General features: G+C 69.1%; 25 protein-coding genes. 15 read left to right on the forward strand and 10 right to left on the reverse strand.

All coding sequences use genetic code 11. The features are described 5' to 3' along the window. Nucleotides 1–21: 21 nt before the first annotated feature. The gene (locus OO70_RS13870; protein WP_043669332.1) at nucleotides 22–1638 is read right to left on the reverse strand and encodes a carboxyl transferase domain-containing protein; all 1617 of its coding nucleotides are present in this window, start codon (nucleotides 1636–1638) and stop codon (nucleotides 22–24) included. A gap of 106 nt (nucleotides 1639–1744) precedes the next feature. Here OO70_RS13870 and OO70_RS13875 point away from each other — a divergent pair, with 106 nt between their 5' ends. From OO70_RS13875 to OO70_RS13890, 4 genes are all read left to right on the forward strand, one after another. After that, nucleotides 1745–2344, forward strand: a complete 600-nt coding sequence (locus OO70_RS13875) for an SACE_7040 family transcriptional regulator (protein WP_043669335.1) — start codon at nucleotides 1745–1747, stop codon at nucleotides 2342–2344. A 385-nt stretch (nucleotides 2345–2729) separates the two neighbouring features. Continuing rightward, nucleotides 2730–3887 carry an acyl-CoA dehydrogenase family protein gene (locus OO70_RS13880; protein WP_043669338.1) on the forward strand — a complete coding sequence of 386 codons (1158 nt, stop codon included), beginning with the start codon at nucleotides 2730–2732 and terminating at the stop codon, nucleotides 3885–3887. A 36-nt stretch (nucleotides 3888–3923) separates the two neighbouring features. Then, a complete protein-coding gene (locus OO70_RS13885; RefSeq protein ID WP_043669341.1) occupies nucleotides 3924–4796 on the forward strand; it encodes an acyl-CoA thioesterase in 873 nt (290 codons plus the stop codon). A gap of 4 nt (nucleotides 4797–4800) precedes the next feature. Further along, complete coding sequence (locus OO70_RS13890) at nucleotides 4801–5772, forward strand: cation diffusion facilitator family transporter (RefSeq protein WP_043669344.1); 972 nt, start codon at nucleotides 4801–4803, stop codon at nucleotides 5770–5772. 41 nt (nucleotides 5773–5813) lie between these two features. On the opposite strand, the gene OO70_RS13895 is transcribed toward OO70_RS13890, so the two are convergent. Both OO70_RS13895 and OO70_RS13900 read right to left on the reverse strand, forming a co-directional pair. Next, nucleotides 5814–6602 carry a phosphatase gene (locus tag OO70_RS13895; protein WP_043669347.1) on the reverse strand — a complete coding sequence of 263 codons (789 nt, stop codon included), beginning with the start codon at nucleotides 6600–6602 and terminating at the stop codon, nucleotides 5814–5816. A gap of 80 nt (nucleotides 6603–6682) precedes the next feature. Further along, nucleotides 6683–8278, reverse strand: coding sequence for a PucR family transcriptional regulator (locus OO70_RS13900; RefSeq protein ID WP_407702769.1), 1596 nt, complete (start codon nucleotides 8276–8278; stop codon nucleotides 6683–6685). A gap of 146 nt (nucleotides 8279–8424) precedes the next feature. Here OO70_RS13900 and OO70_RS13905 point away from each other — a divergent pair, with 146 nt between their 5' ends. From OO70_RS13905 to OO70_RS13915, 3 genes are all read left to right on the forward strand, one after another. Continuing rightward, nucleotides 8425–9897 carry a sodium:solute symporter gene (locus OO70_RS13905; protein ID WP_043669353.1) on the forward strand — a complete coding sequence of 491 codons (1473 nt, stop codon included), beginning with the start codon at nucleotides 8425–8427 and terminating at the stop codon, nucleotides 9895–9897. Nucleotides 9898–9980: 83 nt separating this feature from the next. After that, the gene (gene speB, locus OO70_RS13910; protein ID WP_043669357.1) at nucleotides 9981–10949 is read left to right on the forward strand and encodes an agmatinase; all 969 of its coding nucleotides are present in this window, start codon (nucleotides 9981–9983) and stop codon (nucleotides 10947–10949) included. Between the two features lie 56 nt (nucleotides 10950–11005). Further along, entirely contained in the window at nucleotides 11006–12691 is a 1686-nt protein-coding gene (locus OO70_RS13915) for a thiamine pyrophosphate-binding protein (protein WP_043669360.1), read from the forward strand. A gap of 13 nt (nucleotides 12692–12704) precedes the next feature. Here OO70_RS13915 and OO70_RS13920 read toward each other — a convergent pair whose 3' ends face one another. Then, nucleotides 12705–12905 (reverse strand): hypothetical protein, encoded by a 201-nt coding sequence (locus tag OO70_RS13920; protein WP_043669363.1) that lies wholly within the window; start codon nucleotides 12903–12905, stop codon nucleotides 12705–12707. An 82-nt stretch (nucleotides 12906–12987) separates the two neighbouring features. Further along, a complete protein-coding gene (locus tag OO70_RS13925) occupies nucleotides 12988–13425 on the reverse strand; it encodes an ATP-binding protein (RefSeq protein ID WP_051741225.1) in 438 nt (145 codons plus the stop codon). A gap of 197 nt (nucleotides 13426–13622) precedes the next feature. Between OO70_RS13925 and OO70_RS13930 the strand changes: the two genes are divergently transcribed. Then, nucleotides 13623–14384, forward strand: a complete 762-nt coding sequence (locus tag OO70_RS13930; protein ID WP_043669898.1) for a GntR family transcriptional regulator — start codon at nucleotides 13623–13625, stop codon at nucleotides 14382–14384. 356 nt (nucleotides 14385–14740) lie between these two features. Then, nucleotides 14741–15907, forward strand: a complete 1167-nt coding sequence (locus tag OO70_RS52385) for a pentapeptide repeat-containing protein (RefSeq protein WP_078651395.1) — start codon at nucleotides 14741–14743, stop codon at nucleotides 15905–15907. Between the two features lie 157 nt (nucleotides 15908–16064). On the opposite strand, the gene OO70_RS13945 is transcribed toward OO70_RS52385, so the two are convergent. Both OO70_RS13945 and OO70_RS13950 read right to left on the reverse strand, forming a co-directional pair. Further along, a complete protein-coding gene (locus OO70_RS13945; RefSeq protein ID WP_043669368.1) occupies nucleotides 16065–16847 on the reverse strand; it encodes a VOC family protein in 783 nt (260 codons plus the stop codon). A 160-nt stretch (nucleotides 16848–17007) separates the two neighbouring features. Next, entirely contained in the window at nucleotides 17008–17994 is a 987-nt protein-coding gene (locus tag OO70_RS13950; protein ID WP_043669371.1) for an ArsR/SmtB family transcription factor, read from the reverse strand. A gap of 246 nt (nucleotides 17995–18240) precedes the next feature. Here OO70_RS13950 and OO70_RS13955 point away from each other — a divergent pair, with 246 nt between their 5' ends. After that, nucleotides 18241–18687, forward strand: coding sequence for a hypothetical protein (locus OO70_RS13955; protein ID WP_158711468.1), 447 nt, complete (start codon nucleotides 18241–18243; stop codon nucleotides 18685–18687). Nucleotides 18688–18751: 64 nt separating this feature from the next. Further along, the gene (locus OO70_RS13960) at nucleotides 18752–19621 is read left to right on the forward strand and encodes a hypothetical protein (RefSeq protein WP_043669377.1); all 870 of its coding nucleotides are present in this window, start codon (nucleotides 18752–18754) and stop codon (nucleotides 19619–19621) included. Nucleotides 19622–20157: 536 nt separating this feature from the next. Here the strand turns inward: OO70_RS13960 and OO70_RS55970 are convergent. Then, a complete protein-coding gene (locus OO70_RS55970) occupies nucleotides 20158–20382 on the reverse strand; it encodes a hypothetical protein (RefSeq protein ID WP_234336841.1) in 225 nt (74 codons plus the stop codon). A gap of 233 nt (nucleotides 20383–20615) precedes the next feature. On the opposite strand from OO70_RS55970, the gene OO70_RS52390 reads away from it, so the two are divergent. The 3 genes from OO70_RS52390 to OO70_RS13975 are packed head-to-tail and all read left to right on the forward strand — an operon-like array spanning nucleotide 20616 to nucleotide 22217. After that, nucleotides 20616–20867, forward strand: coding sequence for a hypothetical protein (locus OO70_RS52390; RefSeq protein WP_078651417.1), 252 nt, complete (start codon nucleotides 20616–20618; stop codon nucleotides 20865–20867). Beyond that, on the forward strand, nucleotides 20830–21345 hold the full coding sequence (locus OO70_RS13970) for a DUF6879 family protein (protein WP_043669380.1): 516 nt from the start codon (nucleotides 20830–20832) through the stop codon (nucleotides 21343–21345). The genes OO70_RS52390 and OO70_RS13970 overlap by 38 nt, the downstream gene beginning before the upstream one ends. A 20-nt stretch (nucleotides 21346–21365) precedes the next feature. Next, a complete protein-coding gene (locus OO70_RS13975) occupies nucleotides 21366–22217 on the forward strand; it encodes a helix-turn-helix domain-containing protein (RefSeq protein WP_043669383.1) in 852 nt (283 codons plus the stop codon). Nucleotides 22218–22324: 107 nt separating this feature from the next. Here the strand turns inward: OO70_RS13975 and OO70_RS13980 are convergent, their stop codons facing one another. Together OO70_RS13980 and OO70_RS13985 are read right to left on the reverse strand one after the other, a co-directional pair. Continuing rightward, nucleotides 22325–23128, reverse strand: coding sequence for an endonuclease I family protein (locus OO70_RS13980; RefSeq protein WP_043669386.1), 804 nt, complete (start codon nucleotides 23126–23128; stop codon nucleotides 22325–22327). 216 nt (nucleotides 23129–23344) lie between these two features. Next, nucleotides 23345–25660 (reverse strand): ArnT family glycosyltransferase, encoded by a 2316-nt coding sequence (locus tag OO70_RS13985; RefSeq protein WP_043669389.1) that lies wholly within the window; start codon nucleotides 25658–25660, stop codon nucleotides 23345–23347. A gap of 145 nt (nucleotides 25661–25805) precedes the next feature. Here OO70_RS13985 and OO70_RS13990 point away from each other — a divergent pair, with 145 nt between their 5' ends. Continuing rightward, the gene (locus tag OO70_RS13990; RefSeq protein WP_051741178.1) at nucleotides 25806–26657 is read left to right on the forward strand and encodes a serine hydrolase; all 852 of its coding nucleotides are present in this window, start codon (nucleotides 25806–25808) and stop codon (nucleotides 26655–26657) included. The last annotated feature ends 10 nt before the right edge of the window (nucleotides 26658–26667 follow it).

The raw sequence follows: 26667 nt of genomic DNA on the forward strand, positions 1-26667 counted from the left end.
CCGGCATCTCGGGCATCCTCATCACATCCGGAAGACGCCGAACTGGGTGTCACCCAGCGGCGCGTTGGCACAGGCGGTCAGGGCGAGGCCGAGGACCTGACGGGTCTCCAGGGGGTCGATGACCCCGTCGTCCCAGAGGCGGGCGGTGGCGTAGTAGGCGTTGCCCTGGCGCTCGTACTGCTGCCGGATCGGGTCCTTGAAGGCGTCCTCGTCCTCGGCGGGCCACTCCTCCCCGCGTGCCTCCAACTGGTCCCGTTTCACGGTCGCGAGGACGGACGCGGCCTGCTCGCCGCCCATCACGGAGATCTTGGCGCCGGGCCACATCCACAGGAAGCGGGGGGAGTACGCCCGGCCGCACATCGAGTAGTTGCCCGCGCCGTACGAGCCGCCGACCACGACCGTCAGCTTCGGCACGCGCGCGCAGGCGACGGCGGTGACCATCTTGGCGCCGTGCTTGGCGATGCCGCCCGCTTCGTAGTCCTTGCCGACCATGAACCCCGAGATGTTCTGGAGGAACACCAGGGGGATGCCGCGCTGGTCGCACAGCTCGATGAAGTGGGCGCCCTTCTGGGCGGATTCGGAGAACAGGATGCCGTTGTTGGCGACGATGCCGACCGGGTGACCATGGATGCGGGCGAAGCCGGTGACCAGGGTCTGCCCGAACTCGGCCTTGAACTCGGCGAACCGGGAGCCGTCGACCACGCGCGCGATGATCTCCCGTACGTCGTAGGGGGTACGGGAGTCGACCGGGACGGCGCCGTAGATCCCGTACGGGTCGACCTTGGGCTCGACCGCCTCGGTGACCTCCCAGGGGAGCGGCCCGCGCGCGGGGAGCGTGGCGGCGATGTTCCGGACGATCCGCAGGGCGTGCGCGTCGTCCTCCGCCAGGTGGTCGGTGACACCCGACACGCGCGCGTGGACGTCGCCGCCACCCAGCTCCTCGGCGGTGACGACCTCACCGGTGGCTGCCTTCACCAGGGGCGGCCCGCCCAGGAAGATCGTCCCCTGATTCCGGACGATGACGGCCTCGTCGCTCATGGCCGGGACGTAGGCCCCACCGGCGGTGCAGGACCCCAGCACGGCCGCGATCTGCGGAATCCCTGCCCCCGACATCCGGGCCTGGTTGAAGAAGATCCGCCCGAAGTGGTCCCGGTCCGGGAACACCTCGTCCTGCATCGGCAGGAACGCGCCCCCGGAGTCGACGAGATAGATGCACGGGAGCCGGTTCTCGAGGGCGATCTCCTGGGCGCGCAGATGCTTCTTCACGGTCATCGGGTAGTACGTCCCGCCCTTGACCGTGGCGTCGTTCGCGACGATCACGCACTCACGCCCGCTCACCCGGCCGATCCCGGCGATCACACCGGCGGCCGGGGCGGCACCGTCGTACATTCCGTCGGCGGCGAGGGGAGCCAGCTCCAGGAACGGCGAGCCGGGGTCGAGCAGCGTGTCGACGCGGTCGCGGGGGAGCAGCTTGCCGCGCGCGGTGTGCCGGTCCCGGGCCCGCTCACCGCCGCCGAGCCGGGCCGCGGCCAGCTTCTGCCGCAGCTCCTCGCCCAGCGCGCGGTGCGCCGCCTCGTTGGCCCGCCACGCCTCCGAGGCGGGGTCCGCCGCGCTCGTCAGCTCCGGTGCCTCTTGCATTCTGTGGGTCCCCTCGCACAGCGATCGGCCGGTCTCGACTGTTAATGAGCGTTAACCATTTCCTTCAGGTTAACGACCGCTAACCTCCCTGTCTAGAATTGCTTTCATGACCACGAGAACCGACGCCCCCACCCGCCGCGAGCAGATCCTCAAGGAGGCCGCGCGGCTCTTCGCCGAGCGGGGATTCCACGGCGTCGGAGTCGACGAGATAGGCGCGGCGGTCGGTATCAGCGGGCCCGGCCTGTACCGCCACTTCCCCGGCAAGGACGCGATGCTCGCCGAGCTCCTGGTCGGCATCAGCGGCCAGCTGCTGACGGGCGCGAAGCGCCGCCTGGCGGAGGCGGAGGGGGTGACCTCCTCGGAGGTACTCCTCGACTCACTCATCGAGGGCCACATCGACTTCGCCCTCGACGACCGCCCCCTGATCACCCTCCACGACCGCGAGCTGGACCGCCTCCGAGACACCGACCGCAAGCTGGTGCGCCAGCTCCAGCGCCAGTACGTCGAACTGTGGGTGGAGGTCGTACGGGAGGTGTATCCGGAGCTGGCCGAACCCAGCGCGCGGTCGGCGGTCCACTCGGTGTTCGGCCTGCTCAACTCGACTCCGCATCTGGGGCGACCGGGGTCGTTGCCCGGGCGGGGGGCGACGGCGGAGCTGTTGCATCGGATGGCCCGGGGGGCGCTCGCGGCGGCTTCGGCGGGCTGACGGGGGCGGATCCGGGCCGGGAGCCGCGAACCGAAGGCCGCCGGACCGCCGGACGAGAGAGGGAAGCCGGAAGCCGCAAGCCGAAGGCTGGAGGCTGGAGGCGCGAAGCCAGAAACAGGCGGCCAAGGGCCGAGTGTCGGGCCGCAAGCCGCGGATCGGGCGCGGGCGAGCCGCCCCCGGGGTCCGGGGCGGAGCCCCGTGTCGGGACAGTTTGGCCTACCGAGTCGGGCGGGTGGGTGGGAGAAGGGCGGGTGGGTGAGCGGAGCGACGGCGTGATGAGCGTTACGTACCCGTTCCGCTGGACGCTCCCCCTACTCGCCGGTACCGTGATGTTCTGAGCAAGCGCTTAGACATGGACCCTTGACGTAGCTGGAGGTGGCGGCAGGTGCGCCGTACGGTGTTTGACGAGGACCACGAGGCGTTCCGGGAGACCCTGCGGGCCTTCATCGAGGCCGAGGTCGTCCCCGTCTACGACGAGTGGTTCGCGGCCGGCCAGGCGCCGCGCGACTTCTACTACAAGCTCGCCGAGCTGGGCGTCTTCGGTATCCGCGTGGACGAGGAGTACGGCGGCGCGGGCATCGACTCGTACAAGTTCGAGGCCGTCCTGTACGAGGAGACCGCGCGCGCGGGTGTCTCCTTCGGCGGCTCCGGTGTGCACGTGCTGCTCGGCCTGCCCTACATCAAGCTGCTCGCCAACGACGAGCAGAAGAAGAAGTACCTGCCGAAGTTCGTCTCCGGCGAGGAGATGTGGGCCATCGCGATGACCGAGCCGGGCACCGGCTCCGACCTCGCGGGCATGAAGACCACCGCCAAGCTCTCCGAGGACGGCACGCACTACGTCCTCAACGGCGCCAAGACCTTCATCACGGGTGGTGTGCACGCCGACCGCATGATCGTCTGTGCCCGCACCGCCCCGTCCACCAAGGAGGACCGCCGGCACGGCATCTCCCTGTTCGTGGTGGACACCAAGTCCGAGGGCTACTCGGTGGGCCGCAAGCTCGACAAGCTGGGCCTGAAGACCTCCGACACCGCCGAGCTGGCGTTCGTCGACGTGAAGGTCCCGGTCGAGGACCTCCTCGGCGAGGAGAACAAGGGCTTCTACTACCTCGGCCACAACCTCGCCTCCGAGCGCTGGGGCATCGCCTTCGGCGCGTACGCGCAGGCCAAGGCCGCCGTCCGGTTCGCCAAGCAGTACGTCCAGGACCGTGTCGTCTTCGGCCAGCCCGTCGCCGCGTTCCAGAACACCAAGTTCGAACTGGCCGCCTGCCAGGCCGAGGTGGACGCGGCCGAGGCCGTCGCCGACCGCGCCACGGAGGCCCTCGACGCCGGTGAGCTGACGCCCGCCGAGGCCGCCTCCGCGAAGCTGTTCTGCACCGAGGTCGCCCACCGCGTGATCGACCGCTGCCTCCAGCTGCACGGCGGCTACGGCTTCATGAACGAGTACCCGATCGCCCGCCTGTACGCGGACAACCGCGTCAACCGCATCTACGGCGGCACCAGCGAGATCATGAAGACGATCATCGCCAAGGACATGGGCCTGTAAGGTCCCGGCAATTACCGCCCGGTACAACTGGACGCCATGAACCAGGCACTACAGGATCTCCTCGATCTGCTCGACCTCGAGCAGATCGAGGAGAACATCTTCCGCGGCCAGTCCCGCTCCGCCGTCGTCCCCCGCGTCTTCGGGGGACAGGTGGCCGCGCAGGCCGTGGTCGCCGCCGGGCGGACGGTCCCCGCCGACCGGTACGCACACTCCCTGCACGCGTACTTCCTGCGCACCGGCGACCCGGGCGCGCCCATCGTCTACACCGTCGAGCGGATCCGCGACGGCCGCTCCTTCACCACCCGCCGCGTGCTCGCCGTCCAGCACGGCCGGCCGATCTTCGCGCTGTCGGCGTCCTTCCAGTCGTACGAGGAAGGCCTCGACCACCAGGCCCCCATGCCGCCCGCTCCCGACCCGGAGACGGTCCCCACCGGCCGCGAGCGGCTGCTCGGCTACGACCACCTCGACAAGGGGATCGTTGAACGATTCCTGGAGGCCCGCGAGGCGATCGACCTCCGGTACGTCGACGACCCGCCGTACGGCAGGTTCGGCGAGCCGCGCGAACCGCACTCCCAGGTCTGGTTCCGCACCAACGGCAAGCTCGCCGACGACCCCCTCCTCCACGTCGTCCTCGCGACGTACGTCTCCGACATGACCCTCCTCGACTCGATCCTCCTCGCGCACGGCCGCGGCGGCTGGGCGGTCGGTGACGTCGTGGGCGCGTCGCTCGACCACGCGATGTGGTTCCATCGGCCGTTCCGCGCGGACGAGTGGCTGCTCTACGACCAGGAGTCGCCGTCGGCGTCCGGCGGGCGCGGGCTCGGGCAGGCCCGGATCTACACGCAGGACGGTCAACTGGCCGTCTCCGTCATTCAGGAGGGCGTGGTCCGGGTTCCTCGGGAACACTGAGGGCATGGCAGAAACAGAGGAAGGTGAGGGTGGCGGCGAGTCCACCCTCACGGTGATCGTCGCCGCCGTAGCCAACCTGGGCATCGCGCTGGCGAAGGCGGTCGCCGGCGTCATCAGCGGCTCCAGCGCGATGCTGTCGGAGGCCGCGCACTCCGTCGCCGACACCGTCACCGAACTCCTCCTCCTCACCGCCCTGAAGCGCAGCGGCAAACCCGCCGACGAGGAACACCCGCTCGGCTACGGCCCCGAGCGCTACATCTGGGCGATGCTCGCCGCCGTCGCCACCTTCGTCGGCGGCGCGGTCTTCTCGATCTACGACGGCATCCACACCCTGGTCGCCGGCGAGGACCTCGGCGACCCGCTCATCTCCTACATCGTGCTCGGCGTCGCCTTCCTCCTGGAGGGCTACTCCCTGCGGACGGGCGTACGCCAGGCGCGCGGCGAGGCGGCCCGCTTCGACGCCTCCTTCAAGCGCTACCTCCGCTACACCCCCGACACCGCGGTCAAGGCCGTCGTCCTGGAAGACTCCGCCGCCCTCGTCGGCCTGATCCTCGCGGCCGGCGGCCTGCTTGGCGGACAACTCACCGGTTCCGGCGCCTGGGACGGCATCGCATCCCTGTGCATCGGTCTCCTGCTGCTCTACGTCGCCTGGGTGCTGGGCCGCTCCAACGCCGAACTCCTCATCGGACGCCCGCTGCCCAAGCCCATGCGGGACCGCATCCGGGAGGAACTCCTCGGGGTCGAACACATCGAGGCCGTACTGGAGTTGACGACTCTCGTGCAGGGCCCGCACGAAGCACTGGTCGCCGCGAAGATCGACTTCCGGGACAAGTCGACCGCCGCGCAGATCGAGTGGGCCTGCGAACAGGCCGAACAGCGACTGCGGGAGGCGTTCCCGGCGGTGACCCGGGTCTATCTGGACCCGACACCGGGGTATGCGCAGCGGCGGGCGGAGGGGCTCAACCCCTGGCCGTGACAGGGGAGTTGGGTCCTGACAGGGGAGTTGGGCCCTGCCCCTCAGTCGAGCCCTGCCTCCGCCAGCAGATACGCGGTCATCGGGTCGTAGTACCTGGGGCTGACCACATGGTCGTCGAGCGGGACCGCGATCTGTACGGTGCCCTCCGACTCGGCGAGGAAGAGCGCCGGGTCGTTCGAGTCGGCGTAGCCGACGGAGTCGACGCCGTGGCGGCCCGCGTAGCCCGCCCAGCCGTGGTCGGCGACGACCAGGTCGGGCAGGGGGCGGCCCTCGCGCTCCAGTGCGGTGAGGATCGCCTTCATCGGCTCGCCGGAGTGGGTGTGCCAGAGCGTGGCGCCGTGTTCGAGGACGGCCACGTCCGCGAACTGCATGACGTACCCCTCCTCCGTCTGCAGCCCCTCCGGGATCACGACGATCTCGCAGCCGGCCGCGCGCAGGGCGGCGGCCGTGGCGTGGTGCACGTCGAGCAGGCCGCCCGGGTGGCCGGTGGCGAAGAGGACCCGCTGCTGATCGTCGGCCGCCTTGCGCAGCCGCGCCGCCAGGCGGTCGAGCCCGGCGATCGTCAGCTCCGGGTCGATGGTGTCCTGGCCGTAGCGGTACTCGGGATCGTCGTTCACGCCCACCCGCTCCGCCATCACCGCCAGCACGTCCTGCTCGTCGGTCCAGCGGCTGCCGAGCTCCAGGCCGAACCAGTAGTGACGGTCGCCGTTCGCGAGCTTGCGGTAGTGGGAGAGGTTGTTCTCGCGGGGCGTGGCCACATCACCCGCGATACGGGTCTTCACAAGGTGGTCGACGAGCTCGGCGCGGCTGGGGGTCCCGGGTATCGGCATGCTTCCCATTGTGGAGCAGAGGACTGTGCGCGTACCCGACGTCCCGAACGCTGGGATGTGGATCACTCACACCCGCCCGCTCACAGGTGACGCAGGCCGAACCACAACTCCATCCGTACGTCCGGATCGTCCAGGTCCGCGTCCAGCAGCGCCGCGCAGCGGGCGATCCGCTGCCGCACGGTGTTGCGGTGCACGGCCAGCGCGACCGCCGTACGGTCCCAACTCCCGTGCAGGGAGAGCCAGGTGCGCAGGGTCTCGATGAGCGCGGGGTTTGCGGCGAGCGGCGCGAGGAGCGTACGGGCATGGGCCTCGGCCTCGTCGTGGGGGACCAGTTCGGCGAGGCCTGGGCGGCCGGAGGCGCCGTGCCGGACCAGCGGGGCCCGGGTCGCGCGGGCGCGGGCCAGGGCACGCGCCGCCTGGGTGTCGGCGGCGGCCCAGTCCTGCGGAGCCACGGCGGCACTGACGCCGAGGGTCCAGCCGGGTTGCGGGGCGGGTTCGCCCTCGCCGGGGACGAGGACGCGTACGACGTCCGGCGCCAGGTCGATCAGCGCGGAACCGAGCGCGGCACCCAGCGCGGACGCGGTGACCGGGTCGGGGGCGGTATCGCTGTCCGGCGCCGCGTGCACGACGGTCCACCGGTCACCGCCGAGCAGCGACGCGACGTCCTCCGGCGGGGCACCCAGCAGCAGTCGTACGAGCGCCGACGAGCGGTCCGCTCCCGTACGGCTCTGGTGTTCGCCGGTGAGGAGGGAGAGGAGTACGGCGGCGACGGAGGCGATGGTGTGGTCGCCGGGGGCGCGGTCCGGGGCGGCGACCCCGAGGACGAAGCCCTGGCCGGTGCCGAGGGCGTAGGCGGCGAGATGGGCGCCGGGGAGGGTGTCGGTGGCGGAGGTGGGGACGGGGCGGTTCGGGGATGTGCTGTCGGCCGGGGTGACGGTGGGGGACGTAGAAGAAGAGGGCATGACCGTGGGCCGTACCACCCGCGCCAGCCCCGCCAACGCCTCCCGCGCCTCCTGCGCGTCCGTGCCCGACGCTCCCCGTCCCGCCGCCGCGATCTCCGTGCCGTCCGGGCCGTAGAGCACGGCGTGCCCGCTCACCCGCTGGGCGAGTTGTCGTAGCACCGAAGGGACCGGATCGGGGCGGGAGGCCGCTGCGGCGAGGCTCTGCTGGGCCTCGGTGACGCGGCGGAGTTCGGCGAGGCGGGCCTGGGCCATCAGTTGCCAGACCGCGCGGGCCACGGCGGAGAAGGTGGTGCGGGGCGGCACCTCGATGAGCGGCAGGTCGTAGTGGTCGCAGGCCGCGACCAGCGCTCTCGGCACGGTGTCGTGGACCGGCGCGACGCCGAAGCCGAGGGCCACACCGCCCGCCTCGACGATCCGGGAGACGTAGTCGGCGAAGTACGTGCCCGAGCCGGCCGCCTCCGGGATGTGCACGCCGGCCGTCAACAGCAGCTCGCCGCCCAGCAGATACGGGTACGGGTCCGGCATCTCCGAGGTGTGCGCCCAGTGGATCACGATGTCGGGATCGGACGGCCCGGCGATCTGCCGCAGCCCCAGGTCCTCGCGGGCCAGGAGGGCGGCGAGGGGCACGGGAGGGGTGGGCGGTGTGGGGGGAGTTGGGGGCGTGGGTGGCACGGGAGGCGTGAGGGGCGTGGGCGGAATCGTGAGGTCAGGCATGGTGGACGTTTCCTCCATCGCCTCGGGCTCGGATGGATGAAACGTACACTTCGCAGCCGCTTTCCGGCCACCTAGGGTCAGTCGCGGCGCAAGCCGTCCCCCGACACTCCCCGAGACTCCGAGCACGCGCGTAAGGAGGCCCCCGTATGGCCGTCGACTACACCGTCATCGTCGTCTACCTGGCCGGCATGCTGGCCATGGGCTGGTGGGGCATGCGCCGCGCCAAGTCCAAGAGCGACTTCCTCGTCGCGGGCCGCCGGCTGGGTCCGGTCATGTACTCCGGCACCATGGCCGCGATCGTCCTCGGCGGCGCGTCCACCATCGGCGGGGTCGGGCTCGGCTACAAGTACGGCCTGTCCGGCGCCTGGATGGTCTTCACCATCGGCCTCGGCCTGCTCGCCCTCTCCGTCTTCTTCTCCGCCCGCATCGCCCGCCTCAAGGTGTACACCGTCTCCGAGATGCTCGATCTCAGGTACGGCGGCCGGGCAGGCGTGATCTCCGGCATCGTCATGTGGGCCTACACCCTCATGCTCGCCGTCACCTCGACCATCGCCTACGCCACGATCTTCGACGTCCTCTTCGACATGAACCGCACGGTCGCGATCATCCTCGGCGGCTCGATCGTCGTCGCGTACTCGACGCTCGGCGGCATGTGGTCCATCACGCTGACGGACATGGTGCAGTTCGTGGTGAAGACGATCGGCGTGCTCCTGCTCCTGCTGCCCATCGCGGTCGTCAAGGCCGGCGGCTTCAGTGAGATGAAGGCGAAGCTGCCCACCGAGTACTTCGACCCGCTGGGCATCGGCGGCGAGACGATCTTCACGTACGTCCTGATCTACACGTTCGGCATGCTCATCGGCCAGGACATCTGGCAGCGCGTGTTCACGGCCGGCAGCGACAGGACGGCCAAGTGGGGCGGCACGGTCGCGGGTACCTACTGTCTCGTCTACGCCGTCGCGGGCGCCGTCATCGGTACGGCGGCCAAGGTCCTGTACCCGAACCTCGGCAGCCCGGACGACGCCTTCGCGACCATCGTCAAGGACGAACTCCCGGTCGGTGTACGGGGGTTGGTGCTGGCCGCCGCCCTGGCCGCCGTGATGTCGACGTCGTCCGGCGCGCTGATCGCCTGCGCCACGGTCGCCAACAACGACATCTGGTCGAGGCTGCGCGGAGCGGTCTCCGACCGGGACGAAGCGGAGGAGCAGCACGACGAGGTGCGGGGCAACCGCGTCTTCATCCTCGTCATGGGCGTCGCGGTGATCGTCACGGCGATCGCGCTGAACAACGTCGTGGAGGCGCTGACGGTGGCGTACAACCTCCTCGTCGGCGGCCTCCTCGTGCCCATCCTCGGCGGCCTGCTGTGGAAGCGCGGCACCGCACAGGGCGCACTCGCCTCCGTCGTCGTCGGCGGCCTCGCGGTGGTCGGCCTGATGGCGACCTACGGCATCCTCGCCAACGAGCCTGTGTACTACGGCCTGTTGTTGTCTCTGGCCGCCTATGTGACCGTCTCTCTCGTGACGCCGGCGACCGACGCGGCCGTACTCGCCGCGTGGCGGGACCGTCTCGCCGGGCGGGGTGCGCCCGAACGACTGTCCGAGCCGGTCGCCGTCCAACAGTAAAGTCATAGACGGACGCACAAAGCCGCCGTCGGTTGTACAAAGAAGCCCATACGCGACGAAGCGTAGGAAAGAAGGCAGTGCCCATGACCAGCAACGAGACGCCTCGAGGCCCCGTCGACTCCTCCCGCACCCCCCGCTACGCCGGACCCGCGACCTACGCCCGGCTGCCGCGCCTGGACGAGGTCGGCACCGCCGACGTCGCCGTGGTCGGGGTGCCGTTCGACGCCGGTGTCTCGTACCGGCCGGGCGCGCGCTTCGGCGGCAACGCGATCCGCGAGGCGTCCCGGCTGCTGCGGCCGTACAACCCGGCGCAGGACGCGTCCCCGTTCGCCCTGGCGCAGGTCGCGGACGCCGGTGACATCGCGGCGAACCCGTTCAACATCAACGAGGCCGTCGAGACGATCGAGGCGGCGGCGGACGAACTCCTGGGCAGCGGCGCGCGGTTGATGACCCTGGGCGGCGACCACACCATCGCGTTGCCCCTGTTGAGGTCCGTCGCGAAGAAGCACGGCCCGGTGGCGCTGCTGCACTTCGACGCCCATCTCGACACCTGGGACACGTACTTCGGCGCCGAGTACACGCACGGGACGCCGTTCCGCCGGGCGGTGGAGGAGGGCATCCTCGACACGGAGGCGCTCTCGCACGTCGGTATCCGCGGGCCCCTGTACGGCAAGCAGGACCTCAAGGACGACGAGAAGATGGGCTTCGGCATCGTGACGTCCGCGGACGTCTACCGCCGGGGCGCCGACGAGGTCGCCGACCAACTCCGGCAGCGCATCGGCAACCGTCCCCTCTACATCTCCATCGACATCGACTGCCTCGACCCGGCCCACGCGCCCGGCACCGGCACGCCCGAGGCCGGCGGCCTGACCTCCCGCGAACTTCTGGAGATCCTGCGCGGCCTGGCATCCTGCAACCTGGTGTCGGCGGACGTCGTCGAGGTGGCACCGGCGTACGACCATGCCGAGATCACCTCGGTGGCCGCGTCCCACACCGCGTACGACCTGATCACCATCATGTCCCGGCAGATCGCCGAGGCGCGCAACGCGTAGGGCGCGAGGGGCAGTTGGCGATTCGCATCGGTGACTCGTAGAGAGACAGAGATCAAGTGACGCACGACCACGACCTGGAACTCCGCCCCACGGCCGCGCAGATCACCGCCGCCCTGAACCCGCCCCCCGGGCGCAACGGCGGCGACCTGGTCGTGGAGACCCTGGCCGGGCTCGGCGCGACGACCGTCTTCGGCCTGCCCGGCCAGCACGCGCTCGGCATGTTCGACGCGCTGCGCCGCTCCGACCTCCGGTACATCGGCCTGCGGGTGGAGAACAACGCCGGGTTCGCGGCGGACGCGTACGGCCGCATCACGGGCGAGGCGGCACCGCTGCTGCTGTCCACGGGCCCGGGCGCGCTGACCTCCCTGGCCGCACTCCAGGAGGCGCGCGCGGCCTCGGCCCCCGTCCTGGCGATCAGCAGCCAGATCCCGACGGCGGGCCTGGGCGGCGGCAGGCACGGGTATTTGCATGAACTGCCCGACCAGTCCGCCTCGTTCAGGGGCGTGGTGAAGTCGGTCCACACGGTCCGTACGCAGTCACAGATCCCGTCCGCGATCGCGGAGGCCTGGAAGTCGGCACTGACGGCTCCGCACGGCCCGGTGTGGGTGGAGATCCCGCAGGACGTACTGCTGGCCGAGACCCTGCTCCCCGTGGTGACAGCGGTGGACGCGACCCCGGAGGACCTGGTCCCGCGCCCCGAACTGACGGCGGTGGCAGCCGACTTGCTGTCACGCGCGGCACGCCCGGCGATCATCGCGGGCGGGGGAGTGGTACGGGCGGACGCGTCGAAGAAGCTGCGGCAGCTGGCGGAGAAACTCCAGGCACCGGTGGTGACGACGCCGGGCGGCAAGGGGGCGTTCCCGTGGACGCACCCGCTGTCCTTGCAGTCCTGGCTGGAGGACCGTTATACGACGGACTTCCTGGAGGACGCGGACGTAGTACTGGTGGTGGGCTCGGGTCTGGGCGAACTCTCCTCGAACTACCACACGTTCGCCCCGCGCGGCCGGGTCATCCAGATCGAGGCGGACCTCGGCAAACTGGAGTCCAACCACCCGGCGTTGGGCATCCACGCGGACGCGTGGCACGCGGTGCAGGCGTTGTTGGAGACGGTGGGCGAGCGCACGGATCCGACGGCGGAGGAGCGCGTACGGGATCTGCTGGCGCGGGTGCGGGAGCGTATCGACTCGCAGGAACTGACCCTGGAACAGGGCGTGTTGGAGTCGGTACGAAGGGCCCTGCCGGCCACCTCCCCTTCCTTCTGGGACATGACGATCCTCGCCTACTGGGCCTGGTCGGCCTTCGACGCGAAGGGCCCCAACCATCTCCACTCCGCCCAGGGCGCCGGCGGCCTGGGCTACGGCTTCCCGGCGGCACTCGGCGCGGCCGCGGCGGACCCGACGCGTCCGGTGCTGGCGGTGTCGGGGGACGGGGGTGCGCTGTACTCGATCGCGGAGTTGGCCACGGCCAAGCAGTACGACCTGAACGTCACCTGGCTCATCGTCGACGACGGCGGCTACGGCATCCTCCGCGAGTACATGACGGACGCGTTCGGCGAGGCGACGGCGACGGAACTGACCCGGCCGGACTATGTGGCGTTGGCGGAGTCGTTCGGGGTGCCGGGGGTGCGGACTTCGCCGGAGGCGCTGGAGGCGGACCTCGCGAAGGCGTTGGCGGAACCGGGGCCTTCCGTGGTCGTACTCCCGGCTGTGTTGCGGATGTTCGCGGCTACGCATTTGGGGTGAGGGTGCTACTCGACTACGGGAGCACCTGCAGCGGTACCTCGGTCGGTGTCCTGGGCGCGATGACGTTTCGGTAGTGATGGTCGAAGGCGAGTACAACCGGCTCGGGCAGAGACCATGCCAGAACGGCGTTGACCGCGTCGGTCATCCCGATGGCGACGTGATCCGCGTACGTACGCATCAGACGTTCGGCTTTGCGCAGGAGCGGCCGGCCCACGGTCGCGAGTGTTCCTCGGGCGTACGTCTCTCCAAGAGGGCGAGCGCGCAGCACTTCGGCCTGGTCGCTGTCGTGCCCGTGTTCATCGTTGCAGGGACAGCTCCGCCCACGTCGCCTTTCCGATGCCGTGCAGCCGGGGGCAGCATCCCCAGTGTTCCGCCAGGGCCTGCACGAGGGTGAGTCCCCGGCCCCCTTCGTCTTCGGGGGCTGCCTCTCGGGGCTTTGGTCGACGGTCGCTCGCGTCGGCCACCTCGACGCGCAGCCGTCCGTCGTACGTGGCGAAGCGCAGACCGATCTCGCGACCGGGCGGAGTCCGTGCGTGCCGGATGGAGTTGGTGACCAACTCCGAGAGCAACAGTTCGGCGGTGTCAGCGACTTCGCCGGTGATCTTCCAGTCGATGAGCTGTAGACGAAGCAGCGCGCGGGCGAGGCCGGCGCTGCGCGGGTTGCGCGGGAGTTGCCACTGGGCCTCCCGCATGTCGGGGCTTGCGGGCTGTGCGGGCGCGGTGTGGGCTGGCATGAAGACCTCCACGGCAGGCTGCTGACCGGTCCATATCTCTAGAGATGTGAGCCGCGTCCAGTGAAGCTGCTTGCCCGTGGGCGCGTCAATAGATCTCTAGAGATGTGCGAAATTGCTCGCCGGGGATCGATGGCCAGCTGTCAGGGTGTGGTGCCTGGTGCCTAGGATGTCTAGAGATGATCGGAGGAGAGGCCTGGATGAGCGGCGGGGACACAGGGCGTCAGCCGAAGTACCAGCGCATCGCGGCGCAGCTGCGGGCGGCCATCGGGGCCGGTGAGTACGGGCCCGGTGAGCGGCTTCCCGGTGAGAACGACCTCATGGCCGAGCATGGCGTCGCGCGTATGACCGCCCGGCAGGCTCTCGGAGTGCTGCAGGCGGAGGGGCTCGTCGAGGCGCGCAAGGGCGCCGGGGTGTTCGTCCGGGACTTCAAGCCGATCCGGCGGCGAGGGCTCGAACGCCTCGCGCACGCGCAGTGGGGCGAGGGGCGTTCCATTTGGGCGACCGATGCCGGGGACCGTGAACTCGTCGTGGACTCGGTGGAGGTGGGCGAGGAGGACGCCCCGGCCGCGATCGCGGGTGTGCTGGGCCTGAGTGACGATCGATCACGAGTCTGCGTGCGCCGTCGCCGGTACGTTCTCGACGGCAAGCCGGTGCTTCTGGCCACCTCGTTCCTCGCGGCCGACCTGGCGTCGGGCACGCCGATCGCTCGACCGGACACCGGCCCCGGCGGCATCTACGCGAGGCTGGAGGAACTTGGGCGCAAGCCGGTCCACTTCCGGGAAGAGGTCCGTTCCCGTATGCCGAGCGGCGACGAGGCCGGGCGACTGGCGTTGTCGGCGGGCGTGCCGGTCATGTTGATCGCGCGAACTGCCTTTGACGCTGCGGGAGTTGCCGTAGAGGTGAACAACATGGTGCTGGACGCGGCGTCATACATCCTGGAGTACGACTTCGAGGGTTGAGCGTGCTTCACGCGGGTGAGCGGTGTTCAAGTCCCGCGTCAGGGCTGAGGGTAGTGGCCTTCTGGTCGGCGCAGTCTTGGACGATGCGCTCAAGCGGCACGTCTGGAAGTTCTCGGCCTCGTCGGGCGTGAGTGGCGGTTGTCGCTCTTGGGAGTATGGCATCCGCACCATGAGCCCGACATGGGAGATCAGGACCACGTGTCGGCTCTCGACGGTCGACGTTTCGGATGTCGTGTCGTATGTGTTCCCATTCCTCGCGACGTGAGGCTTTGGGTGGCACGGGGGCGCTTCAATGACTTCCCTCTGATCCGCATGGTCGATCCTCTTGATGATATCCGACCGGTTATCGACCGGAAATGCGCAAGAAGGGAGGGTGGCGTAACAAGTTGGCAACACGGGCAGAGGTTGTGGCGGGATCGATGACGCTTTTCGGGCAGCATGGATGCATGAATAAACGGGTGCCGAAAATGATCCTCTCGACCTTTGGTGCCGGACTGTTTCTCCTGCTTGTATGGAAGGGACCTTGGTGGGCTGATTCAGGGCACATGGGGCCCGGATTGAGTCCGGGTGTGGCAGCGGTAGTTACTGGATTTCGAACGGTGATTGTGGCTGTAGGGGCGGGAGTGGTAGCGGCGATTGGCCTGTACTACACCGATCGAAATTTTCGTCACAGTCGCGACATTCTCACGCACGTGCGAGAAAAAGATAGTGAGCAGGCGGAGCTCACGCGTGAAGGCCAAGTGATTGATAGATACAGTTCCGCCATAAAGATGCTTTCGGCTGATCCAACAACGGAGAAGCTGGGCGGGATTTATGCGCTTGAGCGAATTATGCACGACTCGCCCAAATATCACTCGACGATCGTTGAGGTGTTGGTGGCATTTATCCGCGCCAACGCGCAAACGGGTAACGTGGTGCAGGAAGGGGAAATCGACGAACGGATGCCGGATCACCTGAGTGCCGCGGCAACGGTCCTTGGGCGCCGTCCTGATCGGGATGAGCCGTTTCGGATTGACCTGAGGAGGGCGTATCTTCGCGGTGTCGATTTGAAAGGAGCCAAGCTTAGGCGTTGTCGATTGGGCAACTCGGCGCTTGAAAAAGCGGATATGCGAGGGATTGACTTAAGTGGGGGATGGCTCGGTGGTGCCAGCCTAAAGGGTGCCTATATGAGTTCTGCCTGCCTGGAATCTGCTGTGCTCACAAAAGTTGACTTGACTGAAGTGGACCTGAGTAAGGGTTCATTGCCGCGGGCCGATTTGCGTAACTCCATTTTGCGAAACGCAGTGCTGAAGACGGCGAATTTGGTCAATGCTGATTTGCGGGATGCGGATCTCACTGGCGCAAATCTGGAGTTGGCGGACCTCTCTGGAGCCGATCTGCGAGGCGCCAAATTTGATGGGGCGATCTTGGATAGAGCTACGATTGCAGGAGCGCGGCTAAGTCCATGCTACGGACTCACCATGGCTCAATTGACGTCTACCAAGGGATTCGACAGGGCAGAAACCCCGGATAATCTAGAATGAGATGCCATGGGGTCCGGTGGGTCTACGTAGTTCCACTGCCTGAGGATTGAGAGCTTTCCGATGTACGGGGTGCTGCCGTCGGCGACCTTGTCGTCGGGCTCCAGGCCGGCGAAGCCGTCGCCGCCTGACCTGGAACCGCCCCGGGGGGCTGTCGACCTCACATCCGCGGATCCGGCGTCAGTAGCGCGAACACCGCTCCGAACGGGTCCCCGAGCCACGCCATCCGGCCGACCTCCGGTACGTCCGTCGCCGCCATCAGTACGGAACCGCCGTTGGACCGCGCCGCCTCGATCGTGGCGTCGACGTCCGTCGAGTGGAAGTACGGTACCCAGCGCGGGAGTTCGCCCGCGCCGTCGCCCAGCGGTGCGACCCCGCCGAAGGAGGCGTCCTGCTGGTCCCCTTCGGCGGTGCTCAATACCCGGTACGTCATACCGGGTGCCTGCATCTCCTGGCTGCGCCAGCCGAACAGGGCCTGGTAGAAGGCGATGTCCGCCTCCGGGCCTGGGGCGTGCAGTTCCGCCCAGAGCAGGGCGTTCGGGGCGGAGGTGAGTTCCAAGCCCGCGGTCCTGCCGGGCTGCCAGAGCGCGAACTGGGCGCCCTGCGGATCGGTGGCCTGGGCCAGCATGCCCTCGCCCATGACGTCCATGGGCTCCAGGCGGACGGTTCCGCCGCCGGCCGTGACGGCCTGGACGGTGGCCGTGATGTCGTCGGTCTTGAAGTGGATCATCCAGGCGGAGTCCGCCCCTTCCTCGGTGAGCGGCCCGAGGGCGGCGACGGTCTTCCCGTCCACCTGGAAGAACCCGTATCCGCCCGTGTCAGGACCGGCGGAGACGAACCGCCAGGCGAAGACGGCGCCGTAGAACGCGGCTGCCGCCTCGGTGTCGGGGCTGCCGAGGTCGAGCCAGTTGGGCGATCCGGTGGTGAAGTCGGTGCCGAGCATGAAGTCCTCCTGCTGGACTGCTGGGACGGGGTGGACCGGGTGGAGCCGATCGGGGGCCACGATGCCGCCCCGTCCGCCGCCGTCCGCGTACGAGCACCGGCAGGACTCCGGTTTCCACCGAACGGCCGAACGGCCGGATGCCTGCGCCACCTGCCGCGGCTCAGGGCACGGAGGGGACCGGCCGGCCCGCCCCGCGCAGCAGTGCCGCCCCGAGCGGGGTGAGCGTGTGCAGGACGCTCGTGCCGAACCGGAGGCTGCTGATCAGCCCCGCGTCCCGCAGGGCCGTGATGTGCTGGCTGACGGTGGGTGCCGACACCCCTGCCAGCCGGGCGAGTTCGCCGGTGGTTGCGCCGGGTGAGATGCCCCGCAGCACCTGTGCCCGGGTCCGGCCGAGCAGCACGCCGAGGGGTTGGCCGACGGCGGTCGGCCGCGCCTCGCGCAGCACGGGGTAGACCAGTACGGGCGGCAGCGACGAGTCGGCCAGCGCGATCGGCGGGCCCCAGCAGAAGTACGACGGGACGAGGGTCAGCCCGCGCCCGTCGAGTCTCAGGTCGCGCTCGTCCGCCGGATAGTGCACATGGAGCACCGGCGCCTCCCAGCGCATCTGCGGGCCCAGCCCGCCGAGCAGTCCGTCCACGCCGCCGGCCAGCAGGGCCCGCCCCCGGACCGACCGGTCGGCCTCCACCCGGGCCAGCGCCCGGTCCCGGTAGGGCGCGACGGCGACGTCGTAGTACCGCCGCAGGGAATCCGCCAGGTCCTGACGTGTCTCGCGTTCCACGAGCCGCGGTGCCCACGACGGTGCGCCGACCGACGTGAAGCGCGCCACCTCCTGGCGCACCCGCTCGGCGGGGGTGTTCACCAGCGCCGCGAGTCCGGCCGTGAGGCCCCCGGTGCCTTCCGCCGGGGTCAGGAAGTCCGGGAAGTACGCCGTTCTCGGGAAGAGCGGCAGCAGGAAGTGCCGTAGGACCCCCTCCAGCCCGTGGTCCGTCAGGCGCGGGCGGGTCGTCCGGTACCACTCCGCGTGGGCGCTGCGTCCCTGCTGGGTCTGCAGCCGGTGCAGGCTCAGGGCGATCTCCCAGAGCGGATCCGGCTCGGACGCCAGCCGGGTGCGGACCAGGTCGGCCTCGGTGAAATGGATGCGCAGCATGACGGTCCCCCCGTCCGGCCGGTGTGGCCGCGCGAGTCATCATGGCCGCCGCCGGGCGCGGCTGACAACACCTGCAACAGGCGTTATTCGGACATGAGTTCATCCGTCCGGGGCCGCCGGGCTCGCCGGTTTCCACCGCTGACCTGTGCTTTTCGGTCGTGGCCGCAAAGCATGGGAAATCGGTCGGGCCGCTGCCAGTGTTGCTCGGGTCGTTCCGAGACCGACAGAAAGGCAGATGTCATGTATATGACCTTACGGTCCAGATGGGCCCGGTCGCGAAGGGCGTTCGCCGCGACCGCAGGAGTGGCCGCGGCTCTCGCCGTCGGCGGAGTCCTCACGGCGTCCCCGGCATCGGCCGGCACGAACTGCGCCGGCGGCTACCACTGTGTGTTCTGGTCCAGCTACAGCAGCGCGAGGCACTCGTACTTCAACAGCGACAGCAACTTCACGAACGACACCTTCAACGACACGACGTACGGCACCGCCGGCTCGGGCACGACCGTCAACGACAACGCCTGGTCCGCCAGCAACTCCAGCACCGGCGGCTACTACTCCAGGTACTACCTTGACATCAACTACGGCGGCGGCATGCTCTTCTGCGTCCAGCCGGGCAGCCAGGTCTATGAGCTGTCGGCCGCGCTGTCGGCCAGCTCCCTCTCGCTGACCACGTCGAACCCGGGCGGCTGTTACTGATCCGCGCCGCGTCATGGATCCGGCGGTCCGCCGCCGGATCCACCCCACCGGGAGGAGGAGCACGTTGGTAACCCGCAAGATCGCCGTCATCGCGACCGCCGTGGCCGTCGTCGCCTGTGCCGCCTGGGTGTTCGTCGGCCGCTCCGGTCCGTCCGCGCCCGCCGCCGGGCGATCGCAGCCGGACATCGCCCGTCTCAGCGCCGCCCTGCCCTTCTACGCGCTCCTGCACGCGCCCAGCGAACGGCAGTGGCGGATCGCCGAGGCGGAACGCCGACTTGCCATCACGTGCATGGCCGCCCACGGCTTCCGGTACACGCCGGCCGCCGTCCCGCGGCCGAGCGCGGCCACCGCCGACCACCCGCTGCCGTTCGGCCTGGAGTCGCTCACCGCCGACACCGCCGCCCCCGCGCCGGCCGCGTCGGAACGCCAGGAGAGCAAGGCGTTCCTCGCCGCGCTCTACGGTCCCGCCGACCGGCGTATCTCCGCCAAGGGCAAGTCCATCAAGGTGTCCTGGCCGGCCGAGGGCTGCCAGGCCGAGGCGGAGAAGCGCCTGCTGGGCTCCGAGCGCCCGCGTTGGCTCCAGGTGCGCATCGAACTCGGCGAGGGCGAACAACAGGCCCGCGAGAACCTCGACAAGGACCCGTCCTTCCGTACGGCCAACGCCCGCTGGGCGCGCTGCGCACTGGCCGCCGGCGTCGAGTCGGACGACCCCGTCCACCTCCTGAACAGCCTCCCCCGCGACACCGACTTCGCCACCAGTCCCGTCGCCAAGGCGGACGTCCGCTGCAAGTCCGACACCGGCTATCTGCGCACGGCCTATACCCGGCTGGCTGTCGTCCAGCAGGCCTGGATCGACGCGCATCCGGCGGTTCTTACGAGCTGGCGGTCCCTGATGCAGCGTCAGGATGGGCTTGCGAGGGGGGTATTGGGGTGACGGGACGGTCGTACGGGGTGCCCTGTACGACCGTTACGTCATCGGCGTTCTGGTTGGGCCGTGACGGCTCCGGGCCTTGTTCGCCGGACCGTGCGGCCAGGTCCGAAGGTCCGTCGAACATGGCCCGCGCGAGAACGGCCATGGCCTCCGAGTCCTCCCCCAAGGAAGAGGAGAAGGACAGCGGGACGCCACGTGCGATGTGGTCCAACGCCATTTGCTCTGGTGTACGCCCCTCCAAGAGAGCGAGTGTGCGCAGCACTTCGGCCTGGTCGCCGGTGTAGGTGAGCGTCACTGTGACGGAGGTGTCGGACATGAGGATCTCCCAGCGCAGGACGTGCACAACTGGCATGCGAATGAGCCTCGATCGCCCGGAGTAGAGGACCGGGGTTCTGTTCGGCCCAGGGTGCCCTATGCCTCCTTCGGTGGACACACGAGGTGGAGATGGACTGTGTGTCCAGGGTCGGAAGCCCCGTGGATGTCGTGAGTGCTGTAGGCCTCGCCGGGCCTGATCGCCTGCTGGCACTTCCCGCAGATCTTCACCGGCGGGCACTCCTCACCACGCGCCACAGGGCCAGGCCGGTCTCGCAACGGGAGACGTCGTCCACGCACTGTTCGCAGGACGGGGCGTGGTCGAGGATCGCTCGGTAGGCGTTCTCGCCGACGCAGGGACGGCAGCCGCGAGGGAACCACTGCGCCTCTCCTGCGTCCGCCTCGTTCGTTCGCTCGCCGAGGTCGACGGCCGTCTCGATCGTGAGCGTCACTCCGCACCAGACGCAGTGCCGGCCCCGGATCGTGCTCGGACAGGCCCTCCACATCCGGCAGCGGCACGAAGAAGGCCGGGTTCTTTTCGAGTGCTGGAGTGTCTGGTCCTTTGCCGGCCGTCATCCGCATACCTCCCGAGGTGTCTGCCGCGACCGTAGGGAAGATGACGGTAGGTGGAAACCGGTCGACGGTGGTGCAAGTCCATGTAAGCAACTGGATGTTGGAGGGCACCATGGCGTCACGGTTCATCGGTATCGATCCCGATACCGACAAGGATCACTGCCCCACCGTCTGGGTGGACGAGGAGAAGGGCGAGTTCGTCATCCAGGGCTGGAAGGCGGACGAGCGGCTTGCGGAGGAAGTCCGGGCGGCCGGCCCGCTGCCGGACTACGAAGCCGTCGTGCGTATCCCCGTGCGCATGGTCGACATCCTGAAGGAGGCGTGCGATGTCGCCGATGCCCGCGTTCAGGGAACTGATCGCTGAGGCCAAGCGCTCGGCCGTCCATCTGGAGCTGAGGGACACGTACTTCAGCAATCCCCGCTTCGAGGCGTGGCAGCGGGGAGAGCGTGTCGCCTGGGCGGACCGGGCCTCCTGGTGGGGTTCCTTCGAGGACTCGATCGCGGACGCCGTGGCGCGGGGCGTGACGGTTCGTCGGGCCCGTGTGGTCTCGGAGCCGGTGACGGAGTACATCCGCTGGGAGCACTACGTCACGCGCGGCAACGTGGAAGCCGGAGAACTCGTACGGTGGCTCCCCCGCAGCCGGACCTCGGACCTGCTCCTGCCGGGCAACGACTTCTGGCTCTTCGACGACTCCCTGATCCGTGTGCACCACTTCTCCGGGGACGGCGAGTCGGTGGAGGATGAACTGCTCGACGACCCGGAGCTGATCCGGGTCTGTGCCACGGCCTTCGAGCGCATCTGGGAGCGTGCCATCCCCCACGACCAGTACGAGACCAAGTAGGCGAGCGCGACAGTCCGGCCATGCCACCCACCTCCCCCTCGTCGAGAGTCGAGGCCGCCCGCAAGGCGCTTGCCGGCCGGCTCCGTGAGATCCGCCTGGACGCGGGGATCACGAAGCGAGAATTCGCCGCGCGCTGCGAGTGGAGCGAGGCGAAGTCCTCGCGCATCGAGAACGCCCGCACGGCACCCTCCGACGAGGACATCCGGTCGTGGTGCCGTGCGTGCGGCGCCGAGGACCTGGCGCCCGACCTCGTGGCCGCCAACCGTGACGCCGACTCCCTGTACGTCCAGTGGCGCCGCCTGCAGCGCACGGGCCTGAAACGGCTCCAGCAGTCCACGGTGCCGCTGTACCAGCGGACCCGGAACTTCAAGGTCTACTGCCACAACGTCGTACCGGGGTTCCTCCAGACGCCTGGATACGCTACGGCCCTCCTACGAGCCATCGCCGCTTTCCGAGACCTTCCGGACGACGTCGCCGAGGCCGTCGAAGCCCGAACGGACCGCTCCCGCATCATCCGTGAGGGCGACCACCGCTTCGCGATCGTCATCGAGGAGGCCGTCCTCGGATACCGCCTCGGCGACGCGGGAGTCATGTCGGGCCAACTCGGCCACCTGCTCTCCGTGATGGCCCTGCCCGCCGTCTCGCTCGGCGTCATCCCTGCGGACATCGAGCGGACGATGTGGCCCATCGAGTCCTTCACGGTCTTCGACGACGAGCGCGTGGACCACGAACCGCTTTCAGCCTCCGTGAAGATCGCCGCTCCGGACGAAGTCGGCCAGTACGTCAAGGCGTTCGGGGAGATGCATCGCCAGGCCGTCTACGGGGCTGAGGCGCGGGCTCTGATCCTCAGAGCCATCGAGGCCCTCCTCTGACCACCAGCCCATTGCGCGTGCGGTGCATGATCTGGAGAGGGTGGCCACGGTGCCCGGAGTGGTTGAACTCCCCCTGGATCAGAGGGAGTTCAACTCGACACTGCCGCCTACCAGATCGCCTCCACCCACTCCGGGTGGTCGATGAACGGGTTCCGGTTGTGCTGGTAGGTGTCGTAGATGACCTGGTTGCGGTTCTCCTCGAAGGCGCTCGGCGGGTCCGCCTCGTTCCAGGCCTTGAGGACGGAGAGCTTGCCCATGTAGGGGTTGCTGCCGTTGCCCACCTTCTCGTTGGGCTCCAGGTCGGCGAAGCCGTCGTCGCCCTCGTAGCGCACGGCCATGTAGAGGATCATGCGGGCCACGTCGCCCCGGTCCGCCGCGCGCGGCGCGAAGGAGTCGGAGTCGACGATGCTGCCGCCGCCGTTGGTGACCGCGCTGCCGCCGTTGTCGAAGTCCAGGTTGCCGCGGATGCTGTTGACCTGTACGTCCGCGGGGCGCAGGTGGTGCAGGTCGGTGCCGGGACCGGTCACCTCGCCGAAGTCGCCGTGGGACTTGGCCCACGTGTGCTCGCGGTTCCAGTCGCCGACGTCGCCGCCGTTGAGGGACTTGGCACGGGAGACGCCGCTGTACAGCAGGATCACGTTGCTGCTGTTGTTCGGGTCCTGGTCGGTGACCTTCAGCGCGTTCCAGACCGCGGAGTACGAGATCTTCGTCTGGCTGCTGATGATCGTGTGCAGCGAGGACTTCAGGCTCGTGCCCGTCTTGCCGATCGCGTTCTTGTAGTACGTCGCGTCGTACGCGGTCGTCGTGGCCGACGCCGGGGTCGCTGTCAGGGTCGGCGCGGCGAGGCCGACCAGGACGGCCGCGGTGGTCAACGCCACCGTTTTCCAGCGGTGCATGCGAGTCGCCAACATAAAGAGTGTCCCATCTACGCGGGTTGAATGGGGCGGCAAACGGGAGCGTGACATGCACATGCGGTCATGTAAATAAACGAGACGTGTCGATCAGGTGACCGGAAGCGACAATTTGCCCTGTGTCTACGCGAGTTGACGGTGGGATGACATACCAAAACGGCCCCCGACCGTGTGGTCGGGGGCCGTTGGCCGTTCAGCTACCTCAGTGTCGTGTCGTCACTTCACGTCCGACGGGTCCAGCCGGTAGATCGTCGACGTGTTGGTCGTGGTGGAGGAGGTGGAGGAGGACGAAGAGCTTGAACTCTTCTCCGTCGACGCGCTCTTGTCGTACGCGCTCTCCTTCACCGCCGTCGCGTTCTTCTGCACCCACGCGGTGATCTCGGTGTTCAGGCTGCTGTTGCCGCCCATACCGCCGCCACCGAGCTGGATGTAGTGCAACTCGCCCTTCTTCACCAGCTCCTTGAGCTTGGCGAGGGTCATCGCCTTGTCGGAGCCGGTGAAGCCCCACATGGAGATGACGGGCTTGTGGGTGCTGAGGATCAGCTGGCCCGCGCTCTGCGAATTGGACACCGCGAGCAGCCACTTGGCGCCGTCCTGGTTCTTCTCCAGGTACGAGATCAGCGCGCTGGACGTGGTGCCGCCCATGCCGCCACCGCCACCGCCGCCGAAGCCGCCGCGCGTACCGCCGGTGGCGCCACCCGGAGCCGTACCGGTGCCACCCGCCGTACCGGTGCCCCCCGACGCCGTACCGCCAGGAGCCGTACCGCCGCCGGGGAACTCCCCGTTGGTACCGCCCTGTTGGCCACCCGTCGTGCCGCCATTCGGCGCACCGCTCGGTGCTCCGCCGCCCTGCGGCAGCTCACCCGTGCCGCCGCCACCCGGCGTCATCCCGCCGGGCGCCTCGCCGCTCGCCTGGCCGCCGCCCTGCTGGGTGCCGCCGCCGGGACCGCCCTGGCCGCCGCCGAAGCCGCCCCGGCCGCCGCCCCCGCCGGGGCCGCCCATGCCGCCGCCGGTCGACGGGCCCGCCGTCGGGTTCGTACCGCCCATGCCGCCGCCGGAGCCGCTCGACGCGGCCGGAGTCACGGCGTACGCCGTCGGGCCGGCCAGGGCCGCGATGATCGCCGCCGCGATGGACGCGGTGAGCAGCCGGCCGCGGTTGCCGGAGCGGAAGACGAACAGGCCGATGATCGCCGCGACCATCAGCACACCCACCGTCGGCCACAGCCAGGTGTTCCAGCCGGAGGCCCGGCGCAGCACCACGATCGCCCAGATACCGGTGACCGCGAGGCCGGCCGGCAGGACCCAGGACCAGCGCGCGTCGCCGCTGCGGAAGGCGCGCCACAGCATGACGCCGCCGCCACCGCACAGCGCCGCGATGCCCGGGGCGAGCGCGGTCGTGTAGTACGGGTGCATCGTGCCCTGGGCCATGCTGAAGGTGACGTAGTGGAGCAGGGTCCAGCCGCCCCACATGACCAGCGCGGCGCGGGTCGCGTCGGTGCGCGGGGCGCGGCCGACCAGGACCAGGCCGGCGATCAGGGCGATCGCCGAGAAGGGGAGCAGCCAGGAGATCTGGCCGCCGAGGATGTCGTTGAACATCCGGCCGAGGCCCGCGGTGCCGGCGAAGGTGCCTCCGCCGCCACCCCCGCCTCCGCCGCCGTTGCCCTCGCCGCCGAACACGCGGCCGAAGCCGTCGTAGCCCATGATCAGGTCCCAGGCCGTGCCGTCCGTCGAGCCGCCGATGTAGGGGCGGTCCGAGGCGGGGACGAGGGAGACGGCCGTGGCCCACCAGAAGCTGGAGACGGCCAACGCGACCGTGGCCAGGGCGAGTTGGACCAGCTTCTTCTTCCAGCCGAGCTTCGACGCGAACAGGTACACGGCGAAGACGGCGGGCAGCGCGATATAGCCCTGGAGGAGCTTGGTGTTGAACGCGAAGCCGAAGCAGACCGCCGAGCCGAGCAGGGGAAGCAGCTTCTCGGTGCGCACGGCGCGCAGGCCGAGGGCCGCGCCCGCCACCATCAGCAGGACGAGGAGGGTGTCGGGGTTGTTGTCGCGGTTGATGGCGACCGTGATCGGGGTGAGGGCGAGGACCAGCGCCGCGATCGTCGCGGCCACGTGGCCGAAGTACCGCTTCACGGAGGAGTGCAGGATCCAGATCGTGCCGAGCGCGGCGGCGACCTCCGGCAGCATCATCTGCCAGGTGCCGAAGCCGAAGATCCGGCACGACAGGCCCATCACCATCAGGGAGAAGGGTGGCTTGTCGACCGTGAGGAAGTTGCCCGCGTCCAGCGAACCGAAGAACCAGGCCTTCCAGTTCTGCGTGCCGCTGTAAATGGCGCTGCTGTAGAAGCTGTTGAGGCTGGAGCCCGAGAGGTTCCAGGAGTACAGCACCGCGGCGAGGACCATGATGGCGATCAGCGCGGGCAGCGACCAGCGGGGCGCCTTCTCGGGCGGCGCCTCGGCGGGTGGGGCCGGCGGCGGCCAGTCGGCGGACGCGGGTTCGGTGTGGGGGTGTGGATCGGTGGCAGATGTCACCCGGCCATCGTGCGAACGCAGGGTGGGTAGGTGCTGTGCCGTACCTAGTGCTCGGCTGTGAATTCGCACAGGCCCGGGTAACGGCTCGTACAACCGTTCTCCAATTCGTACAACCTTTCACGCCTTCCTGTGAGTCAAGTCATGCATGACTCAGTCTCATTGGACATCCCGCCGGGCCAGAGTGCTGGCGGCCGGCGTGGGCGCCGGGGTGCTCATACCCGTGCTGGCCGCCGCGACCCCCGCTGCCGCCGCCACCCCGACGGTCAGCTGTACGTCCGCCAAGGCGGGCCTCGCCGCCAAGCTGAAGAAGGACATCACCGCGGCCCTCGCGACCCGCAAGGGAACCGTCGCCGTCGGCCTCTACGACCGCACCACCAACACCACCTGCACGCTACGGGCGACGAGTGCCTACGACTCGGCCAGTACCGTCAAGGTGACCGTCCTCGCCACGCTGCTGTGGGACGCGAAGAAGCACGACCGCCTGCTGACGACGCGGGAGTCGACGCTCGCCAAGGCCATGATCACCAAGTCGGACAACGACGCGACCTCCACCCTGTGGAAGCAACTGGGCCTGACGAAGATCAAGGGCTTCCTCACGGCGGCCGGCATGACCCAGACCAAGCCCGGCGCGAACAACTACTGGGGCCTGACCCAGGAGACCGTGACCGACGAGCAGAAGCTCCTCAAGCTGGTCACCGCGAAGAACACGGTGCTGAGCGACAACTCCCGTGCGTACATCCTGAAGTTGATGAACCAGGTGATTGCCGGCCAGCGTTGGGGCACGCCCTCCGGCGCCCCGTCGACCGTCACCGTGCACGTCAAGAACGGCTGGCTGCAGCGCTCCACGCACGGCTGGCGCGTCCACAGCCTGGGCACCTTCAACGGCGGCGGCCACGACTACATGATGAGCGTGCTCACCCAGGACAACAGCACGATGAGCTACGGCATCACCACGATCCAGGGTGTCGCGAAGGCGATCCACAAGGACCTCGCGTAGCCGGTTCACA

It is taken from the genome of Streptomyces xylophagus (assembly GCF_000716435.1).
Classification (GTDB): Bacteria; Actinomycetota; Actinomycetes; order Streptomycetales; family Streptomycetaceae; genus Streptomyces; species Streptomyces xylophagus.

Coding starts and splice junctions, on each gene's coding strand:
- OO70_RS13875 (WP_043669335.1), top strand. CDS start 1,745: ATGACCACGAGAACCGACGCCCCCACCCGCCGCGAGCAGATCCTCAAG.
- OO70_RS13970 (WP_043669380.1), top strand. CDS start 20,830: ATGTCGCCGATGCCCGCGTTCAGGGAACTGATCGCTGAGGCCAAGCGC.
- OO70_RS13980 (WP_043669386.1), bottom strand. CDS start 23,128: ATGTTGGCGACTCGCATGCACCGCTGGAAAACGGTGGCGTTGACCACC.
- OO70_RS13890 (WP_043669344.1), top strand. CDS start 4,801: ATGGCAGAAACAGAGGAAGGTGAGGGTGGCGGCGAGTCCACCCTCACG.
- OO70_RS52390 (WP_078651417.1), top strand. CDS start 20,616: ATGGCGTCACGGTTCATCGGTATCGATCCCGATACCGACAAGGATCAC.
- speB (WP_043669357.1), top strand. CDS start 9,981: ATGACCAGCAACGAGACGCCTCGAGGCCCCGTCGACTCCTCCCGCACC.
- OO70_RS13900 (WP_407702769.1), bottom strand. CDS start 8,278: ATGCCTGACCTCACGATTCCGCCCACGCCCCTCACGCCTCCCGTGCCA.
- OO70_RS13950 (WP_043669371.1), bottom strand. CDS start 17,994: ATGCTGCGCATCCATTTCACCGAGGCCGACCTGGTCCGCACCCGGCTG.
- OO70_RS13925 (WP_051741225.1), bottom strand. CDS start 13,425: ATGCCAGCCCACACCGCGCCCGCACAGCCCGCAAGCCCCGACATGCGG.
- OO70_RS13945 (WP_043669368.1), bottom strand. CDS start 16,847: ATGCTCGGCACCGACTTCACCACCGGATCGCCCAACTGGCTCGACCTC.
- OO70_RS13895 (WP_043669347.1), bottom strand. CDS start 6,602: ATGCCGATACCCGGGACCCCCAGCCGCGCCGAGCTCGTCGACCACCTT.
- OO70_RS13955 (WP_158711468.1), top strand. CDS start 18,241: ATGACCTTACGGTCCAGATGGGCCCGGTCGCGAAGGGCGTTCGCCGCG.
- OO70_RS13975 (WP_043669383.1), top strand. CDS start 21,366: ATGCCACCCACCTCCCCCTCGTCGAGAGTCGAGGCCGCCCGCAAGGCG.
- OO70_RS13930 (WP_043669898.1), top strand. CDS start 13,623: ATGAGCGGCGGGGACACAGGGCGTCAGCCGAAGTACCAGCGCATCGCG.
- OO70_RS52385 (WP_078651395.1), top strand. CDS start 14,741: ATGCGCAAGAAGGGAGGGTGGCGTAACAAGTTGGCAACACGGGCAGAG.
- OO70_RS13905 (WP_043669353.1), top strand. CDS start 8,425: ATGGCCGTCGACTACACCGTCATCGTCGTCTACCTGGCCGGCATGCTG.
- OO70_RS13990 (WP_051741178.1), top strand. CDS start 25,806: ATGACTCAGTCTCATTGGACATCCCGCCGGGCCAGAGTGCTGGCGGCC.
- OO70_RS13885 (WP_043669341.1), top strand. CDS start 3,924: ATGAACCAGGCACTACAGGATCTCCTCGATCTGCTCGACCTCGAGCAG.
- OO70_RS13870 (WP_043669332.1), bottom strand. CDS start 1,638: ATGCAAGAGGCACCGGAGCTGACGAGCGCGGCGGACCCCGCCTCGGAG.